We start from the raw sequence: 18,744 nt of genomic DNA on the forward strand, positions 1-18,744 counted from the left end.
TGTGAAAGATTTTGCCCAACTCATAAAAAAACTCGATAGCACCAACAAAACCAATGAAAAGGTTGCTGCGCTCACGGAGTATTTTCAAAATGCGAATGATGCAGATAAACTTTGGACCATCGCAATTCTTTCGCATCGAAGACCAAAACGTCCCGTAAATACTACACTTCTTCGGCTTTGGGCAACTGAAATCAGCGGGATTCCGCTGTGGCTTTTTGAGGAAAGTTATCACATTGTTGGCGATTTGGCGGAAACTATTGCTTTGATTATTCCCAGTTGCGAGCGCAGCGAAGTAACCTCTAAGTCGTTATCTCAATACATCCTCGAAATAATCGAACTTCGAACCTTTCCCGAAGAGGAAAAAAAGAAATATCTGCACGATAATTGGCTGGCGCTAAATTATTTTGAACGTTTCGTTTTCAATAAAATTCTTACCGGAAGTTTTAGAATTGGAGTGAGCCAAAAATTGATGACACGCGCCCTTTCAAAAGCTACCGGAATTGACGAAGACATTCTCGCTTATAAACTGATGGGCGATTGGACCCCCGAAAAAACAACCTATAAAAAACTTATTCTCGAGCAAAACGAAGAGGATTATCTCAGCAAACCGTATCCATTTTATTTGGCGTATGCGGTGGAGGATAATTTTCAGGAGGATTTGGGACCCATTTCAGATTGGAGCTTTGAGCATAAATGGGACGGTATCCGAAGTCAGGTAATCATTCGAAACGATGAGGTTTTCGTTTGGTCGCGGGGTGAGGAATTGGTAACCGATAAATATCCCGAATTTCAGGATTTCCTAAAAGTAATTCCCAATGGAACCGTGATTGATGGCGAAATCCTGCCTTTCGGCGAAGGAGAGATTGGTAATTTCAACGCACTTCAAACTAGAATTGGGCGAAAGAATATTTCCAAAGCACTGCTGAAAAAAACGCCCGTGATTTTGAATGCCTATGATTTGTTGGAATGGCAGGGTGAGGATATTCGCCAAAAACCTTTTTCGGAACGGAGAAAAATTTTGGATAAATTGATTCAAAATATCAATTCCGAAGAAATTGGTATCTATTTAAGCGAAACAATGAATTTTGATACTTGGGAAGAAGCCGCCAAGGAAAGAGACCTTTCACGAGAAAAACGTAGTGAAGGTTTGATGTTGAAACGAAAGGATTCACCATACTTAGTTGGAAGAAAAAAAGGCGATTGGTGGAAGTGGAAGATAGATCCCTTCACAATCGACGCAGTGTTAACTTACGCCATGCGCGGCCACGGAAGGCGGGCAAATCTTTATACAGATTACACTTTTGCTCTTTGGGACGAGGGCGAATTGGTAACTTTTGCCAAAGCCTATTCCGGACTGACGGATGCAGAATTTAGGCAAGTGGACGCATGGATAAAACGGAATACTTTGGAGCGTTTTGGTCCCGTGCGCAGCGTAACGCCACAGCACGTTTTTGAAATTGCCTTTGAGGGAATCGCGGAAAGCAGTCGGCATAAAAGTGGGATTGCCACGCGTTTTCCACGGATTCTTCGTTGGCGAAAAGATAAACCCATTGAAGAAGCAAACACCCTTTCTGACCTAAAAGCATTAATCCCGAAATGAAACAAGCCGAACTCATTTCCATCGCCGAGGATTGGTTTCAATCAAAAAATTGGAAATCATTTCCCTTCCAACACAAAACCTGGAAAGCCTTCCTCGACGGTAAGCACGGCCTGTTAAACGCCCCGACCGGTAGCGGAAAAACATACGCACTTTGGGTGCCGATTGTGCTTCAGTACTTAAAGGAAAACACCGATTATAAAACGAAACACAAAAAAGGATTAAAGGCAATTTGGATTACACCTTTGCGAGCACTTTCCGTAGAAATTCAGCAAGCGGCACAACGTTTTGCAGATGATTTGGGAACGGGTTTGACCGTGGGAATCCGTACGGGCGATACTTCGCAGAGCGAACGCGCAAAACAGAAACGCCAAATGCCCGATCTATTAATTACCACGCCCGAAAGTCTGATGCTTTTATTGGCTTCAAAGGGATACGATAAAACCTTCAAAAACTTGACTGCAATTGTGGTGGATGAATGGCACGAACTGTTGGGAAGTAAACGCGGCGTGCAAATGGAACTCGCACTTTCACGTTTAAAAACAGTTTCAAAAGAGTTGCGGACTTGGGGAATTTCTGCAACAATTGGCAATTTGGAGGAAGCGCAGGATGTACTTTTGGGCACTTCGGCTCCGCTCAGTGACCAATCTTTATCGGTGGTTGAGCGAAGTCGAAACCACAGCAGGCAGAATTCGGTTTTAATAAAATCCACTCAAAAGTCAAAAGTTGAAGTCCGCTCCATCATTCCGAAGAAAATGGAAACTTTCCCGTGGCGTGGGCATTTGGGGCTGCATCTTTTAGAAGAAATCGTTCCCATCATAAAAGCCAGCAAAACCACGCTCATTTTCACAAATACCCGTGGACAATGCGAAATTTGGTTTCAGAAAATATTGGAAAAACATCCCGAATTTGCGGGCGAGATCGCGATGCACCATGGCAGCATTGGCAAAGACACGCGGCTTTGGGTGGAACAGGCCATCCGCAACGAATCGTTAACCGCTGTTGTTGCAACTTCCAGCTTGGATTTGGGAGTAGATTTTGCACCCGTGGAAACCATTATCCAAATCGGGGGGCCGAAGGGCGTCGCAAAATTCCTGCAACGCGCCGGCCGCAGCAACCACCGTCCGGGCGAGCCGTCGGTGATTTATTTTTTGCCCACTCACGCGTTGGAATTGGTGGAAGCTTCAGCTTTAAAACGTGCTGTGAAAGAAGATGTGGTTGAAGATAGAATCCCGTATTTGTTGAGCTTTGACGTACTCATTCAATATTTGGTAACGCTGGCCGTGGGCAACGGATTTTTCCCAAAGGAAATTTTCCCCGAAATAAAAAGCACCTTTTGTTTTCAAGGAATCACGGAAGAACAGTGGAATTGGTGCCTCAATTTTATCACTTTAGGCAGCCAAAGTCTGCAAGCTTACGACGAATACAAAAAAGTGGAAGTCACTCCCGAAGGCCTTTTTAAGGTGGAAAGCAGACAGATTGCAATGATGCACCGTTTGAGCATTGGTACAATTGTGAGCGATAGTATGATGCTCGTGAAATACGTCTCGGGTGGATTCATTGGCACAATTGAGGAATGGTTCATCAGTAAAATGAAACCTGGCGATACCTTTGTTTTCGCGGGGCGAACTTTGGAATTGGTCCGAATTCGGCAAATGATGGCGCAGGTTCGGAAGTCTTCAAAAAAATCTGCAAAAATTGTGAGCTTTTTGGGCGGGCGGTTGCCGCTTTCTTCACAAATGAGTAAAATTCTGCGGGAAGAATTGCAAAGTGAAGCCGACCACAAACGAAACACTCCGGAATTAAAGGCGCTGAGCCATATTTTTGACAGGCAGGAACGCGAAAGTATCGTCCCCGGCGAAAATGAATTTTTGATTGAAACCTTTAAAACCCGCGAGGGGTATCACGCACTTTTTTATCCGTTTGAAGGGCGGTTTGTGCACGAAGCAATGAGCAGTCTGCTGGCGTACCGGATTAGTTTGCTGTCACCGATTACCTTCTCCTTGGCCTATAACGATTACGGTTTTGAACTGTTGAGCGACCAGGTTTTGGACATTCAAAATGTAATTGACAACAATCTTTTTTCCTCGGAATTTCTTTTTGACGACCTCCAAAAAAGTTTGAATGCTACGGAATTGGCACGTCGAAAATTTCGTGATATTGCAGTTATCAGCGGCATGGTTTTTCAGGGCTACCCGAATAAAGTGATTAAAACGAAACATTTGCAGAGCAATAGCCAATTGCTTTTTGACGTATTTCGCGATTATGAACCCGACAATCTTTTGTATCTTCAAGCCTATCGGGAAACCTTTGAGCATCAATTGGAAGAAGGCCGATTGCGATTGGCTTTGGAACGCATTAATTCACAAAAAATAATTTGGAAACAATGTGAAAAAGCAACGCCTTTCAGCTTTCCGATTATTACGGATAGACTTCGGGAAAAGCTTTCTTCGGAAAAATTGGCGGATCGGATTAAAAAAATGACTTTGCAATTGGAAAAATGATTCAAAATATTTCAATTAAAAATAACGACTTCAAATTACACCCCAGCGGCACAATTTATTGGGAAGACAAGAAAATGTTATTAATCGCCGATGTACATTTGGGAAAGGTGGCACATTTCAGAAAACACGGCGCGCCCGTTCCGGCAAATGCAGCGTACAAAAATCTTGAAAAACTTACAGAGATAAGCAACCATTTTCAACCTGAAACTATCTGCTTTTTGGGCGATCTTTTCCACAGTAAATTGAACGAGGAATGGCAGGATTTTGAAAAGTGGACGGAATACACAAAGGCGGAAATAATCCTGATTTCGGGCAACCACGATATTATTCCACAGTATTTATACGAAGAATTGGGAATTAAGGTTTTTGACGAATTGTTGCTCGACAGTTTTTTGTTGACCCACCATCCCACCGAGATTAAAGGTGCCTTCAACCTTTGCGGCCACGTGCATCCGGGGATAAAAATGAAGGGCGTGGGCAGGCAGTATTTGCGGTTTGCTTGTTTTTATAAAACCCTTAACAGCCTTATTTTGCCCGCTTTTGGTAACTTTACGGGAAAGCACATTTTAAAACCTTCGGAAAAGGACGAAATATATGCCATTGTTGAAGGGGAAGTGATTTGTGTTTCGAAAAATTGATCCTTTATGAAAAAAACACTACAAATAGCAAACATCATCGCTTTCGTGACAACGGTTTTCGTCAATTATTTGTCAAACACGGGTGCGATAAACAATACCACAATTGGCGAAATTTCCGAAGCTACTAAAAACCTTTTTACGCCTGCAGGATATGCTTTCTCCATATGGGGACTTATTTATTTGATGCTTTTGGGATTTATAATCTACCAAAGCCGAAGCCTCTTCAGCAAAGTGCGCGATGATGATTTTATTTTAAAAACAGGCTGGTGGTTTGTGCTTTCCTGCTTCGCCAATATAATGTGGATTACGTTTTGGCTTTACGGATATATGGAATATTCCATCCTCGCCATTTTCGTGCTGCTCTTTTCACTGTTAAAGATCGTGATGAACAACCGGATGGAACTTTGGGACGCGCCAATTTCAGTAATCGCTTTCCTATGGTGGCCCTTCGTTTTTTACAGCGGTTGGGTAACGGTTGCGAGTATTGCAAATGTAGCCGCATATTTAAAAAGTATAAATTGGGAAGCCTGGGGTTACAGTGAAGTATCTTGGGCAGTAACGATGATTATTATTGCCGGAATAATAAACTTGGTGGTAACGTGGCGAAGAAATATGCGTGAATTTGCCTTGGTTGGAACGTGGGCTTTGGCCGCAATTGCAGTAGCCAATTGGAACGTGAGCAAAACCGTTGCCTATGCAGCAATTGCGGTGGCCGCCGTTTTGTTTGTAAGCAGCAGTTACCACGGGTTTAAAAATAGAGCTACAAGCCCCAATATTAAATTAAGGGAACATCTCAATTCTAAAAAGTAATTTTGGAATTTGGAATTTGGGATTTGAATTCTTTGGAATTTCTCTTTTAAACCATTCCCTTAATATCATTTCCCCAAGTAGGGTACGCAAAAATCATGGCTTTAATATTTTCGGTAGTCAGTTTTCCACACATTGCCAGCACGAATAGATTGATCATTTCTCCCGCTTCGGAAGCAATTATATGTGCGCCCAAAACAATATTTCGTTTTTTGTCCACGATCGTTTTATAGGCGTAAACTTCGTCATTAATACGTTTTGCATTGAACCATTTCGGGACGCTTTTATATTCTACTACAAAATCATAACCTTTTTCCGTTGCCTCTTCCTCAGTTAAACCGATGGAAGCAACTTGCGGAAGGGTAAAGACCACAGAAGGAACCGGGGGGAAATCCATTTTTGTGTGGTTTCCGTTTCTGATATTCAACGAAACTATCCGCGCTTCCTGCGAGGAAGTGGGCGTTAATGGTAACGCCCCACTCGCCGAAACATCGCCACAGGCATAGACAGATTTATTAGTTGTATTCTGAAGAAATTCGTTCACAGAAATCCCCCTTTTTTCAAACGCGACATTTCCCTTTTCCAAATCCAGGTCGTCGATGGATGGCACGCGGCCGGCGGTATTGAAAACCATTCGGGCGTCAACGGATTCGGTTTTACCATTCTTTTCGAAGGAAACACGAAAGTTTTTCTGAAGTTTTTCCACTTCGGAAACCTTTGCGTTGAAAATAAATATAATCCCAAGTTCTTCCGAAGCTTTTGTGAGGTGCGAAACGATATCGGCTTCAAAAGGCCCGAGCGGACGATCCTCAAACTCAATTACCGTAACTTTTGCACCGCAGCGCGCGGCAATGTGGGCAAACTCCATCCCGATATAACCCGCGCCAACAAAGACGATACTTTCGGGCAGTTCTTCCAACTCCAAAAAATCGTCGCTCACTTTTAAATGTTTCCTTCCGGGAATTTTCAGTTCCATCGGTTTTTGCCCGGTAGCGATCACGATTTTCTTCGCTTTCACCGTTTTTCCCTCTACCGAAAGTGTGTTTTCATCCAAAAATTTTGGCGATTGATGAAACATTTCAATTCCGGCTTCCTTCAATTTTTTTTCGGTGGAAGCAGGTACAGCATCGGTAAATTCACATTTAAATTTTTGAAGATCTTTCCAACTAATTTTTGGAACGGAAACGATTCCCTCCCCTTTTAAATTTTCCGAAAGCTGCATAGCTTCCGTAATTCCCACTAAAACTTTTTTCGGGTCGCAGCCTCTATTTGGGCAGGTTCCGCCAAATTCGCGGTTGTCGGCAATCGCCACTTTCATTCCTTCCGCAGCGCAATCAAACGCCACAGTTTTTCCGGCGGTTCCGGTTCCTATTACAAAAACATCGTATTCTTTTATTGCCATAAACCGAAAATAGAGAAACGCCCAAGTTATTTGTGTTAGCAAAATGATAAAGTTGAATTTTGCAGTTTGAAAAATAATAAAGCGTACTATCTTTGCCGTCCCGATGAGCAAAACACTCGTTACTTCGCTTTATTCACGGTCTTCGCAAACACGAAAACTGGGGGAAACTATTGCTTCATCCGAAAATAAAATTCAAGTTTCTGGGCTCGTTGGCTCATCCCTTTCACTTGTAATTGCTGAAACTTTTTCTACTTCGGAATTGCCTTTTCTTTTAATTTTTAACGATAAAGAAGAAGCTGCCTATCATTTAAACGATCTCGAAAATTTGTTGGGCGACCAAAATGTGCTTTTCTATCCGGGAAGTTATCGGCGGCCGTATCAAATTGAAGAGACTGATAACGCGAATGTTTTGTTGCGAAGCGAGGTTTTAAATCGAATAAATTCCCGAAAAAAACCGGCGTTGATCGTAACCTACCCTGAGGCGCTTTTTGAGAAAGTTGTTACTCGAAAGGAATTGGAACGAAACACGCTGAAAATTGCAGTAAACGATCAACTTTCCATCGATTTTGTAAACGAAGTTTTATTTGAATATCGTTTCAAAAGAACCGATTTTGTTACGGAACCAGGCGAATTTTCAGTGCGCGGGGGGATTTTGGACGTGTTCAGTTTCAGCAATGACGAACCGTACCGAATTGAGTTTTTTGGCGATGAAGTTGACAGCATTCGGACCTTTGATGTGGAAACACAGCTTTCGTTGGAACAGGTGAAAAAAGTCGCCATTATCCCAAATGTGGAAAACAAAATGGTGGATGAAAACCGTGAAAGTTTTCTGAAATACATCGCTTCCAAAACCGTGGTTTTTCTAAAAAATGAAGAACTATTCAGCAGCGCAATCGACAATCTTTTCAAAAAAGCAACTGAAGCTTTTAACGCAATCGATTCAGAAATAAAACGCGCAAAGCCTTCGGAATTGTTCTGTACTTCGGAATTATTGAAGGTGCAGTTAAATGAATTTACAACGGTTCATTTAAAGAATAGTTCGATTTCAGATTCGATTTCGATTTCATTTTCAACCAAACCACAACCATCATTCAACAAACAATTCAATTTGCTGATTGAAAATTTGAATGAAAATTCTGAAAAGGGTTATAAAAACTACATTTTCTGCAGCAGTGAACAACAGGCAAAACGCTTTCACGATATTTTTGAAGATGCCCAGCAAAATGTGGAACAATTTGAAACCATTGTATTTCCGCTGTTTCAAGGGTTTATTGATGACGATTTAAAAATAGTTTGCTATACCGACCATCAAATTTTTGAGCGCTACCATAAATTTCAACTGAAAAACGGTTACGCCAAAAAGCAAGCGATTACCTTAAAGGAAATTACCAATCTGGAAGTGGGCGATTACGTAACGCATATTGACCACGGAATTGGAAAATTCGGCGGCTTGCAGAAAATTGAAGTAGAAGGAAAAATGCAGGAAGCCATAAAACTTTTTTATGGTGAGCGTGATATTTTGTACCTCAGCATTCATTCGCTCCATAAGATTTCAAAATATAACGGGAAAGACGGGAAGGAGCCCAAAATCTACAAATTGGGCAGCGATGCGTGGAAAAAACTAAAGCAAAAAACCAAAACCCGCGTAAAGGAAATTGCCTTTAATTTAATTGAATTATACGCCAAACGCCGTACGTTGAAAGGTTTCGCTTTTGATCCGGACAGTTATCTGCAGGCCGAACTGGAATCGTCCTTTATTTATGAAGACACGCCAGACCAAAGCACCGCGACGGAAGACGTAAAAAAGGATATGGAAAACGAGCGCCCGATGGACCGCTTGGTCTGTGGCGACGTAGGTTTCGGAAAAACGGAAGTCGCTATTCGCGCGGCTTTTAAAGCGGTGGATAACGGAAAACAAGTCGCCGTTTTGGTACCGACCACCATTTTGGCCTTTCAGCATTTTAAGACTTTTTCCGAACGTTTGGCTGATATGCCCGTAAAAGTCGATTATCTCAACCGTTTCCGCACCGCAAAAGAGCGCAAAACTGTTTTGGAGGAATTGAAAAACGGCAAACTCGATATTGTAATCGGCACGCATCAATTGGTTAACAAGTCGGTGGAATTTAAGGATTTGGGCCTTTTGATTATTGACGAGGAACAAAAATTTGGAGTTGCGGCAAAAGACAAATTAAAGACCATCAAAGAAAATGTGGATACGCTAACGCTTACCGCGACGCCCATTCCGCGTACGTTGCAGTTCAGTTTGATGGCAGCGCGCGATCTTTCGGTTATCACTACACCGCCACCCAACCGCTATCCGGTGGAAACGCACGTCATTCGTTTTGGGGAAGAAAGCATTCGCGATGCCGTTCGCTATGAAATTTCGCGCGGCGGACAAGTTTTCTTTGTTCACAATAGAATAGAAAATATAAAGGAAGTCGCCGGAATGCTCCAACGTTTGGTGCCCGATGCGAAAATTGGGATCGGACACGGGCAAATGGACGGAAAGAAATTGGAGGATTTAATGCTTCGATTTATGAACAATGAATTCGACGTTCTCGTTTCCACAACCATCATTGAAAGTGGACTGGACGTTCCAAATGCAAATACAATATTTATTAATAATGCCAATAATTTCGGGCTTTCAGACCTCCATCAAATGCGCGGTCGTGTGGGCCGAAGCAACAAAAAAGCGTTTTGTTATTTCATTACCCCGGAATATTCCGCGATGACGGACGAAGCACGAAAACGAATAACCGCTTTGGAACAATTTTCTGAATTGGGAAGCGGTATCAACATTGCGATGAAAGATTTAGAAATCCGTGGCGCGGGCGATTTATTGGGCGGCGAACAGAGCGGGTTTATCAACGAAATAGGTTTTGAAACTTATCAAAAAATCCTTTCCGAAGCCATTGAGGAACTGAAAGAAAAGGAATTCAAAAACCTTTATGAAGAAACGGAAGGGCCGAAGAAGAATTTCGTAAAAGAAATGACCATCGATACAGATTTCGAATTGCTGTTTCCTGACGATTACGTAAACAATATTACCGAAAGGCTCAATCTGTACACCAAATTGAACGAGCTGAAAAACGAGACCGAACTCCAAAAATTTGAAAAGGAACTGCTGGACCGTTTTGGGGAAATGCCAAAACAGGCCGAAGATTTATTGAACAGCGTTCGAATAAAATGGATTGCCATTTCAATGGGTCTTGAACGCCTTGTGATGAAACAGAAAAAAATGGTCGGTTATTTTGTGGCAGACCAGCAGAGTGCATTTTACCAAAGCGCAGCTTTTACCAAAGTGCTGCAATATGTACAAAGCCATCCACAAAAAGTAACGATGAAGGAAAAACAAACCCGAAATGGCTTGCGGTTGTTGCTTACTTTTGAAGGTATTTCTTTTGTTGACAAAGCGCTTCGGGCTTTGGAGCCCTTTAGCGAATAACCCCTTTAAAATCAACGAATGTCGGGTAAATGTCGGGTGAAATTCACTTGAAAATATTGCACTATCTTTACTGCCATCGTACTATTGCTTCATAAATTTTTAGAAAATGAAACATCCGCTAATTTTTTCTAATCAACGACAAAATATCTAATAGGATGTTCCATTTGACTTTTTAGAAACAAATATAATAGACAAATGAAACAACCAGAACTCGGTCGAAAAATTTTAGAACTTAGAAAACAAAAAGGATTAACACAGGAAGAACTTGTTGAGCAATGCAACATTAATGTGCGGACCATTCAACGTATTGAAGCTGGCGAAGTTACTCCCCGAAGTTTTACGTTGAAAACGATTTTAAATGTTTTGGGCGAAGATTTGAAAAACTTGCAAGAATCCGAAACTTCCCCTTTTGAAAATTTCAATTTAAAAGATATTGGCTTTTCTATTTTTTACATAAAATTGGCATGGATTTGCGGGATAATTTATTTTCTGTCAGGCTTTGTGGAATTTGCCGTGGACTATGCCCGATTTCAGGAAGATGAATTGATAATTCCAAAAGCCGCATATATCAGTATGAAATTTATTGTAATGCTTGCCTATATTTATTTCCTATGGGGTTTTGTTTTGAGCGGCAAAATTTTCAATAATTATTTGTTGAAAATAGGTGCTTTCTTTTTAATTGGTACAACCGTTTTATTTTACGGGTACGATATGGCTTCACTCTACTTTGAACCATTTTACACCGAATATGTTATAACTATACAATCTATTTTCTTTGGAATTGGCAGTATTATTTTTGGCTTGGCCGTGATGCGATTGGAAAATCCCTTTGGTAAGATCCCGGGAATAGCCGGTGGTTTTGAAGTTGTGAGCGGAATCCTATTTGTTATAGTTTTTATGGGATGGCTGGGGCTTGCCTTTTTAATTCCTGCTATGATTTTACAGATAATTTTGCTCTATAAAATTGAGGAGTTTTTGAAAAGTGAAGGCACGAAAGAAATAACGTGATTTAGACTTTTGAAGAGATTTCTTCGGCGGATAAAGCGCATTAACTTTGACAAAGTTTAAAACTTTGTCAAAGTTGGGTTACGAACAAAACCCAATGGTTTTTGAAACCTTTGGGGTTTGAATCAGGATTAAAAATGATAAAAGGCATTTTCAAAATGCTCCAGCTTTTCTGCTTTTTGGTTTTTTAGAATAGCAATTATATCAAACCGTACTTCCACATTTAGCTCGTTTGAAACGATATATTCATTGGCGGCCTTTACCAAAAGTTTGATTTTTGAAGGAGTTACAAAACTCTGTGGATCGCCAAAGAAATCGCTGTTACGGGTTTTTACCTCAACGATGACAACCGTGCCTTCTTCCTTTTGGGCGATGATATCTATTTCCGCTTTATCAAAATAAAAGTTTCGGCGCAGGATTTTATAACCGTTGCGAAGCAAATATTGCGCGGCTATTTCTTCCCCTATTTTTCCGAGTTCGTTGTGTGAGGCCATTTTGATTTACGATTTATGATTGCCGATATACGATTTTCTTGAGGTTGAAAATTGAATATTGATAGTTGAAGATTGAACATTTATTTCAACTTCCCTTCCTAAAATCAATGCCCGATTATCCGCGATATGCCCTGCGGGAAAATTTAAAATCACTGGATAATTGTATTCTTTCACCAAATCCGCGATTATTTCCTCAGCGGTTTTTCCGAAGTAAACCTTGTTGTCCTTCATCTCCGTCATTCCTCCAATGATAAGGGCTTTCAGATTTTTGAGGTAACCACTGCGCTTTAAATTCATCATCATTCTATCCACGTGATAAAGCATTTCGTCCAAGTCTTCAATAAAAAGGATTTTGCCATCGGTGTTCATTTCCGAAGCACTTCCGACAAGCGAATATAAAACCGAGAGGTTGCCGCCAATTAATACACCTTTCAAAATTCCGAGCGGAGCGACGGAATCTGCCCGTTTCATTTCAATACTATATGCTTCCCCAAACAAAACTGTCCGAATGGATTCCCTGGCTTCCTCTGTTTTATTTTCAATCTCCAAACACATCTGCGCGTGCAACGTTTCAATTCCAAAATTGTGGAGGTGCGAGTGCAAAACCGTAACATCGCTGTAGCCAACAATCCATTTTGGGGTTTTTTTGAAAGCCGAAAAGTCAAGTTTATCGATAATCCTCACCGTGCCATAACCCCCGCGGGCGCACCAAATGGCTTTCACTTTTGGGTCGTCCAGCATTTGTTGGAAATCTGAAGCGCGCAATTCGTCACTACCTGCAAACTGGTTTTCCTCGGCGCCGATGGTTTTTCCCAAAACAGCTTTCAATCCCCATTTTTCAAGTAATTTAAGCGCGGGCGTTAGTTCTTCTTTTGAAATTTTCCGCGCGGTGGAAACTATGCCAACCGTATCGCCCTTTTGAAGTTTATTTGGAGTAATCATGGATTTATTTAAGACCACAAATTACTACATTTATACGTACTTTTGTGCCTGCCTGCCCATTTTGGCAGGCTTTCAAAAAAAATTATGGACCAGAATTCAAACAGTTCCGCCACGGCGGATAGATATACAATTACCGCTGCATTGCCTTATACAAACGGCCCTGTTCACATTGGCCATTTAGCGGGTGTTTATGTGCCAGCCGATATTTATGCGCGATACCAAAGGCTTCAAAACAAAGACGTGGCTTTTATTTGCGGCAGCGACGAGCACGGGGTGCCAATTACCATTAAAGCAAAAAAAGAAGGAATTACACCCCAGCAAGTAGTGGATAAATATCACGCCATTATCAAAAAATCTTTTGAAGATTTCGGGATTTCCTTTGATAACTATTCGCGTACTTCTGCGGAAATCCATCATAAAACAGCTTCAGAATTTTTCAAAAAATTATATGAAGAAGGAAAATTTACTGAAGAAGTTACCGAACAATTATACGATGAAGAAGCCAATCAGTTTTTAGCAGACCGATATATCACAGGAACCTGTCCAAAATGTGGCAATGAGGAAGCCTATGGCGACCAATGTGAAAAATGTGGTTCAAGTTTAAATGCTACAGAATTAATTAATCCGAAAAGTGCCATTTCGGGAAATGTACCTATTCTAAAAGAAACAAAGCATTGGTTTTTGCCTTTAAACGAATATGAAGATTTTCTAAAAAAATGGATACTCGTTGACCATAAAAAGGATTGGAAAACCAACGTTTACGGCCAATGCAAAAGCTGGATCGACGACGGTTTGCGTCCGCGTGCCGTTACCCGCGATCTCGATTGGGGCATTCCCGTTCCGGTGGAAGGAGCAGACGGAAAAGTGCTTTACGTTTGGTTTGATGCGCCCATCGGTTATATTTCCTCAACAAAGGAATGGGCGGAAAGAGAAGGCAAAAATTGGGAAGATTATTGGAAAGATGAAAACACCAAACTCCTTCATTTTATAGGGAAAGACAACATTGTTTTCCATTGCATTATTTTCCCTGCAATGCTGAAAGCGGAGGGAAGTTATATTTTACCGAACAACGTTCCCGCGAATGAATTTTTAAATCTTGAAGGCAACAAAATTTCGACTAGTAAAAATTGGGCGGTTTGGCTGCACGAATATTTGGAAGATTTTCCTAATCAGCAAGATGTTTTGCGTTATACATTAACTTCGAACGCTCCAGAAACAAAGGATAACGATTTTACATGGGCAGATTTTCAAGCTCGAAATAATAACGAATTGGTTGCCATCTTCGGAAATTTCATCAACCGCGTAATAGTTTTGACCGATAAATATTACGACGGAATTATTCCCGAACCTGCAACTTTTTCAGAAATTGACGAACAGACTTTAAACGAATTAAAAGCCTATCCCGCTGTGATTGCGAGTTCAATTGAGCGCTACCGTTTTCGCGAAGCGCAGGCAGAATTAATGAACGTGGCCCGCCTCGGGAACAAATATTTAGCCGACGAGGAACCGTGGAAAACCATAAAAACCGACGAGGAACGCACCAAAACCGTAATGTATGTTGCACTGCAAATTGCATCGGCTTTGGCAATATTAAGTGAACCGTTTTTGCCGTTTACTTCGGAAAAGTTGAAAAATATGTTGAATTTCCAAGCCTTAAAAATACAACCTACGTGGAAAAATATAGCCACACTTTCTCTCCCTTCGGGGGAGATGCCTTTAGGCAGAGGGGGGCATAAAATTGGAAAGGCCGAATTGCTTTTCAGCAAAATAGAAGATGAGCAGATTGAAGCACAATTAGAAAAATTGAAACAAACCAAAATGGATAATAAAGTAGAAAAAGAACAAGTTGCTCCGACTGAAATTTCGCAAAGCAAGGGGCAGATTCCTTCGGCTGAAAAAGCCTCGGAATTAGCCTCGCAGAAGGCAACAATCCAATACGACGATTTTGCAAAACTCGATATGCGCGTTGGAACCATAATTGAAGCCGAAAAAATGCCGAAAGCAGATAAACTTTTGGTGTTGAAAGTTGATACAGGAATTGACGTTCGTACCATTGTTTCCGGTATTGCGGAAAGTTTTAAACCAGAGGAAATCATCGGCAAAAAAGTTACTGTTTTGGCGAACCTTGCGCCGAGAGCTCTTCGCGGTGTGGAAAGCCAAGGGATGATTTTAATGACTGAAAATGCTGACGGGAAATTGGTTTTTGTTAACCCTGGGGAAGATGGGGTTGAGAATGGGGCTACTATCAACTAAGAATTTTAGCAAGCTATGAAATACATTCTTATCGCATGGGTCATTTTTTCGGCACCTTTAATTGCTCAAAAACAGGTGGTTGAATTAGATAATATTACCTATTCAAATTTTATAAAAGAAGAAACAGCTTTTTCACTTTCAAATTCAGAGACAGGTGAATTGGCGCTTGTAATTCCAGATAAAAGAACAGTTGCGGCATATCTTTTTAATGAAAATTTTGAGCTCACTGACTCAATAACAGCAGAAAGTCTTCGAATAAAATTTAAAGATATTATAGGATATCGCGTTACGGGTACGCATTATACTACGCTTTTTGCAACTGAAAATAAGCACTTTCTCGGTGTTGTGGATTTTGATTTTGAGACTGGCAAAACAAGAACAGAACAATTGGATATAAATCTTAGTTCTGAAGAAGTTCTTGAAACCGTAACCCATAATAATCGGTTTTTTTTGCTTTCAATAAATGATGATTTTGAAGGATTGATTGTGCGTGAATTAATGGAAAACGGAACACTTCATAAAACTGAATTGAAAATAAACGAGCCGGTTTCCATTAAAGATTTATTAACGCGCCGCAATAAACCTGATGAGGTAGATAAACGAAAAGGCAGCGTCTTCAATGAACCATTCGTCCCCGAAATTGTTGAAATCGATAATAAAAACCCAAATTCTTTAGAAACAACCTCAAAACTCAATAAGCTTTATGCTAAGGATAATAATCTTATTTTAATCTTCGATAATTTTGAAGCCTTTACTTTGGTTTATTTTATTGATTTGTCGGATTTTTCAGTAACCGAAAAAAGGTTTCCACAAGAAATGGTAGATGGCAAATATTTGGAAAAAAGTAATTCGTTTTTATTTGAGGAAAAACTATTCCAAATTGCCGTTAGCGATGATAAACTAATTTTAAATATTTCAGACTTTAAAACTGGGGATATTATTAGGTCGTTTCGAGCAACAAAAGAAAGACCCATAAATTTCAAAAACACCAATTTAAATCAGAAAAATGGAATGTTTATGGGTATTAATGAGATTAGGTATCTTGATGATACCGCACAGTTTTTACGCAAGGTAAATAATGGTTTGCCTGGTATTGCAATTACCCAAATTAATAACAATTATCAATTGACCATTGGCGGTACCCAGGTTTTGGGCGGCGGTGGCGGCGGAATGATGATGGCTGGAGGCGGTGTAGTAGGCGGTGCAGCTGGAGGTATGGTCGTTTCAATTTATTTCAACCCTACCTATTCAAGTTACGGAAGTTATAACAACACGAAATCAATTTATATTGAATCTATTTTTGATGCCCAATTTAATCATATTCAAGGTTATCCTCTTGAAAATGTATTCGATAAGGTTAAAGCGTATCAAGATTCTTTCGAAAAAATAAGTGCCGAAGAAGTTTTTGCGCATAATGGCAAACTTTATTTTGGATATTATAACAAAAAAAGTGAAGTTTATAATATTGTTGAATTTGAGAATTAATACTATAAAATCTTAGAATGTTGCAATTGCTCAGATTCATAACCTCCCAAACCCAACTCCCCCCAAAAAGCGTTGAGAATACCGTAAAACTTTTAAACGAAGATTGCACCATTCCCTTCATTTCCCGATACCGAAAGGAACTAACAGGAAACTTAGATGAGGTTCAAATTGGCGAAATCGTAAAATTCAAGGAACAATTTGAAGCACTGGAAAAACGAAAAATTGCCATTCTAAAATCCTTGGAAGAGCAGGAAGTTTTATCTGCGGAACTTCGGCAGAAAATTGAAGAAGCAACGGACTTGATTGCTTTGGAAGATTTGTATCTGCCCTACAAAAAGAAGCGAAAAACCAAAGCAGATACCGCTCGCGAAAACGGTTTGGAACCCTTGGCCAAAATAATAATGGCGCAGACCCGAAATATTTCGAGTTCTGAAATTTCTTCACTTGCTTCAAAATACATAAAAGGCGAAATACATTCCGAAGAAGAAGCTTTGGAAGGCGCCCGCCATATTATTGCCGAATGGATTAATGAGCGAACCGATATCCGGAATATGCTTCGAAATCAATTGGAACGTTTCGCAACCATTTCCACCAAAGTGGTAAAGAAATTTGAAGATGACGAAAAAGCCCAAAAATTCCGCGATTATTTTGATTGGAACGAAGCGTTAAACAAAATCCCTTCCCACAGATTGTTGGCAATTCTGCGCGCAACTTCCGAAGGATTTATTCGAATTAAAATAGAAATAGATGATGAAAAAGCAATTTCAAAAATTGAAGAACGCATCGTCAAATCAAACGATGCGGCTTCAAAACAAATAAAACTCGCTATTGAGGACAGCTACAAACGCCTATTGTTTCCGGCACTTTCCAATGAAATTTTAACTGCCGCAAAAGAAAAAGCGGATGAAACCGCCCTCAACGTTTTCGCCAAAAACTTAAAGCAACTTTTATTGGGTTCGCCTTTGGGTGAAAAGCGCGTTTTGGCCATCGACCCAGGTTTTAGAACTGGCTGCAAAGTGGTTTGCCTTGATGCGCAAGGAAATTTGCACCACAATGAAACCATTTATCCGCATCCGCCAAAAAACGACACTTCAACCGCGATGAAAAAGATAAGTTCGCTCGCTGATGCCCATAAAATCGAGGCAATTGCCATTGGCAACGGCACGGCCTCGCGGGAAACGGAGCAATTTATAAAACGAATCCAATTCAAAAATGCAATGCAGGTTTTTGTTGTGAGTGAGGCAGGCGCCTCCATTTATTCGGCTTCAAAAATTGCGAGAGATGAATTCCCGAATTACGATGTTACGGTTCGCGGTGCAGTTTCCATCGGTCGCCGTTTGCAGGACCCGTTGGCGGAGCTGGTTAAAATTGACGCTAAATCCATCGGCGTTGGGCAATATCAGCACGATGTGGACCAGTCAAAACTTAAAAGTTCGCTGGATACAACGGTGGAATTATGTGTAAATGCAGTAGGCGTAAACATAAATACCGCCAGTGTTCCGCTGCTGAGTTATGTTTCGGGCATCGGTCCAAAACTGGCAGAGAATATTGTGAATTATCGCGAGGAAAACGGCGCATTCAATTCCCGGGAAGAAATAAAAAATGTACCGCGTTTGGGCGGAAAAGCCTTTGAGCAGGCCGCTGGATTTCTTCGTATAAAAAATGGAAAAAATCCGTTGGATGATTCTTCGGTGCATCCCGAAAGCTATAAAGTTGTTTCGAAAATGGCGAAAGATGAAAAGGTGAAAATTTCAGAATTGATAGGAAACAAGGCACTGCTTCAAAAAATAAATCTAGAAAAATACATTTCAGAAAAAATAGGTCTTCCAACTTTGAAAGATATTTTAAATGAATTGGAAAAACCTGGATTGGACATTCGTGAAGCAGCGAAAGTGTTCACTTTTAACCAAAATATTAAAAATATAACCGATTTGCAGGAAGGGCAATTACTTCCCGGAATTGTAAATAACATCACCAATTTTGGGTGCTTTGTAGATATCGGAATAAAGGAAAGTGGATTGATTCACGTTTCCAACCTTTCAGATTCTTTTGTAAAGGATGTAAACGAGCACGTTCATTTGCACCAACAAATTGTTGTAAAAGTGCTTGATGTGGATGTGGAAAGAAAACGCATTCAACTAAAACTTCACCAACTGGATACACGTTAATTAA

At 40.6% G+C, this 18,744-nt stretch carries 12 protein-coding genes; 9 read left to right on the forward strand and 3 right to left on the reverse strand.

Translation table 11 applies throughout. The features are described from left to right. Window position 1: 1 nt before the first annotated feature. The 4 genes from MB09_RS08440 to MB09_RS08455 are packed head-to-tail and all read left to right on the forward strand — an operon-like array spanning window position 2 to window position 5,549. Window positions 2–1,600: an ATP-dependent DNA ligase gene (locus MB09_RS08440; protein WP_045080458.1), complete on the forward strand. Its 1,599-nt coding sequence runs from the start codon at window positions 2–4 to the stop codon at window positions 1,598–1,600. After that, a complete protein-coding gene (locus MB09_RS08445) occupies window positions 1,597–4,101 on the forward strand; it encodes a ligase-associated DNA damage response DEXH box helicase (RefSeq protein WP_045080459.1) in 2,505 nt (834 codons plus the stop codon). The genes MB09_RS08440 and MB09_RS08445 overlap by 4 nt, the downstream gene beginning before the upstream one ends. Further along, entirely contained in the window at window positions 4,098–4,739 is a 642-nt protein-coding gene (pdeM, locus tag MB09_RS08450; RefSeq protein ID WP_045080460.1) for a ligase-associated DNA damage response endonuclease PdeM, read from the forward strand. The genes MB09_RS08445 and pdeM overlap by 4 nt, the downstream gene beginning before the upstream one ends. A gap of 6 nt (window positions 4,740–4,745) precedes the next feature. Beyond that, window positions 4,746–5,549: a hypothetical protein gene (locus tag MB09_RS08455; RefSeq protein WP_045080461.1), complete on the forward strand. Its 804-nt coding sequence runs from the start codon at window positions 4,746–4,748 to the stop codon at window positions 5,547–5,549. 46 nt (window positions 5,550–5,595) lie between these two features. On the opposite strand, the gene MB09_RS08460 is transcribed toward MB09_RS08455, so the two are convergent. Further along, window positions 5,596–6,990, reverse strand: coding sequence for a dihydrolipoyl dehydrogenase family protein (locus MB09_RS08460; RefSeq protein WP_317619478.1), 1,395 nt, complete (start codon window positions 6,988–6,990; stop codon window positions 5,596–5,598). Between the two features lie 61 nt (window positions 6,991–7,051). Here MB09_RS08460 and mfd point away from each other — a divergent pair, with 61 nt between their 5' ends. Further along, on the forward strand, window positions 7,052–10,393 hold the full coding sequence (mfd, locus tag MB09_RS08465) for a transcription-repair coupling factor (protein WP_045080463.1): 3,342 nt from the start codon (window positions 7,052–7,054) through the stop codon (window positions 10,391–10,393). Between the two features lie 195 nt (window positions 10,394–10,588). Further along, complete coding sequence (locus MB09_RS15460) at window positions 10,589–11,401, forward strand: helix-turn-helix domain-containing protein (protein ID WP_052671325.1); 813 nt, start codon at window positions 10,589–10,591, stop codon at window positions 11,399–11,401. A 128-nt stretch (window positions 11,402–11,529) separates the two neighbouring features. On the opposite strand, the gene MB09_RS08475 is transcribed toward MB09_RS15460, so the two are convergent. Together MB09_RS08475 and MB09_RS08480 are read right to left on the reverse strand one after the other, a co-directional pair. Next, window positions 11,530–11,892 carry a YraN family protein gene (locus tag MB09_RS08475; protein WP_045080464.1) on the reverse strand — a complete coding sequence of 121 codons (363 nt, stop codon included), beginning with the start codon at window positions 11,890–11,892 and terminating at the stop codon, window positions 11,530–11,532. Between the two features lie 6 nt (window positions 11,893–11,898). After that, window positions 11,899–12,834, reverse strand: a complete 936-nt coding sequence (locus tag MB09_RS08480; protein WP_045080465.1) for a S66 peptidase family protein — start codon at window positions 12,832–12,834, stop codon at window positions 11,899–11,901. 84 nt (window positions 12,835–12,918) lie between these two features. On the opposite strand from MB09_RS08480, the gene metG reads away from it, so the two are divergent. Genes metG through MB09_RS08495 form a run of 3 tightly spaced genes read left to right on the forward strand, consistent with a single transcriptional unit; the run spans window position 12,919 to window position 18,740 of the window. Continuing rightward, window positions 12,919–15,087 (forward strand): methionine--tRNA ligase, encoded by a 2,169-nt coding sequence (metG, locus tag MB09_RS08485; RefSeq protein ID WP_045080557.1) that lies wholly within the window; start codon window positions 12,919–12,921, stop codon window positions 15,085–15,087. A gap of 15 nt (window positions 15,088–15,102) precedes the next feature. Further along, complete coding sequence (locus MB09_RS08490) at window positions 15,103–16,572, forward strand: hypothetical protein (RefSeq protein ID WP_045080466.1); 1,470 nt, start codon at window positions 15,103–15,105, stop codon at window positions 16,570–16,572. A 17-nt stretch (window positions 16,573–16,589) separates the two neighbouring features. Then, window positions 16,590–18,740 (forward strand): Tex family protein, encoded by a 2,151-nt coding sequence (locus MB09_RS08495; protein ID WP_045080467.1) that lies wholly within the window; start codon window positions 16,590–16,592, stop codon window positions 18,738–18,740. Window positions 18,741–18,744: the final 4 nt, after the last annotated feature.

The sequence above is a fragment of the Aequorivita vladivostokensis genome, from assembly GCF_000952855.1.
Lineage (GTDB): Bacteria > Bacteroidota > Bacteroidia > Flavobacteriales > Flavobacteriaceae > Aequorivita > Aequorivita vladivostokensis.

Coding starts and splice junctions, on each gene's coding strand:
- MB09_RS08455 (WP_045080461.1), top strand. CDS start 4,746: ATGAAAAAAACACTACAAATAGCAAACATCATCGCTTTCGTGACAACG.
- MB09_RS08475 (WP_045080464.1), bottom strand. CDS start 11,892: ATGGCCTCACACAACGAACTCGGAAAAATAGGGGAAGAAATAGCCGCG.
- MB09_RS08445 (WP_045080459.1), top strand. CDS start 1,597: ATGAAACAAGCCGAACTCATTTCCATCGCCGAGGATTGGTTTCAATCA.
- MB09_RS15460 (WP_052671325.1), top strand. CDS start 10,589: ATGAAACAACCAGAACTCGGTCGAAAAATTTTAGAACTTAGAAAACAA.
- metG (WP_045080557.1), top strand. CDS start 12,919: ATGGACCAGAATTCAAACAGTTCCGCCACGGCGGATAGATATACAATT.
- pdeM (WP_045080460.1), top strand. CDS start 4,098: ATGATTCAAAATATTTCAATTAAAAATAACGACTTCAAATTACACCCC.
- MB09_RS08490 (WP_045080466.1), top strand. CDS start 15,103: ATGAAATACATTCTTATCGCATGGGTCATTTTTTCGGCACCTTTAATT.
- mfd (WP_045080463.1), top strand. CDS start 7,052: ATGAGCAAAACACTCGTTACTTCGCTTTATTCACGGTCTTCGCAAACA.
- MB09_RS08480 (WP_045080465.1), bottom strand. CDS start 12,834: ATGATTACTCCAAATAAACTTCAAAAGGGCGATACGGTTGGCATAGTT.
- MB09_RS08495 (WP_045080467.1), top strand. CDS start 16,590: ATGTTGCAATTGCTCAGATTCATAACCTCCCAAACCCAACTCCCCCCA.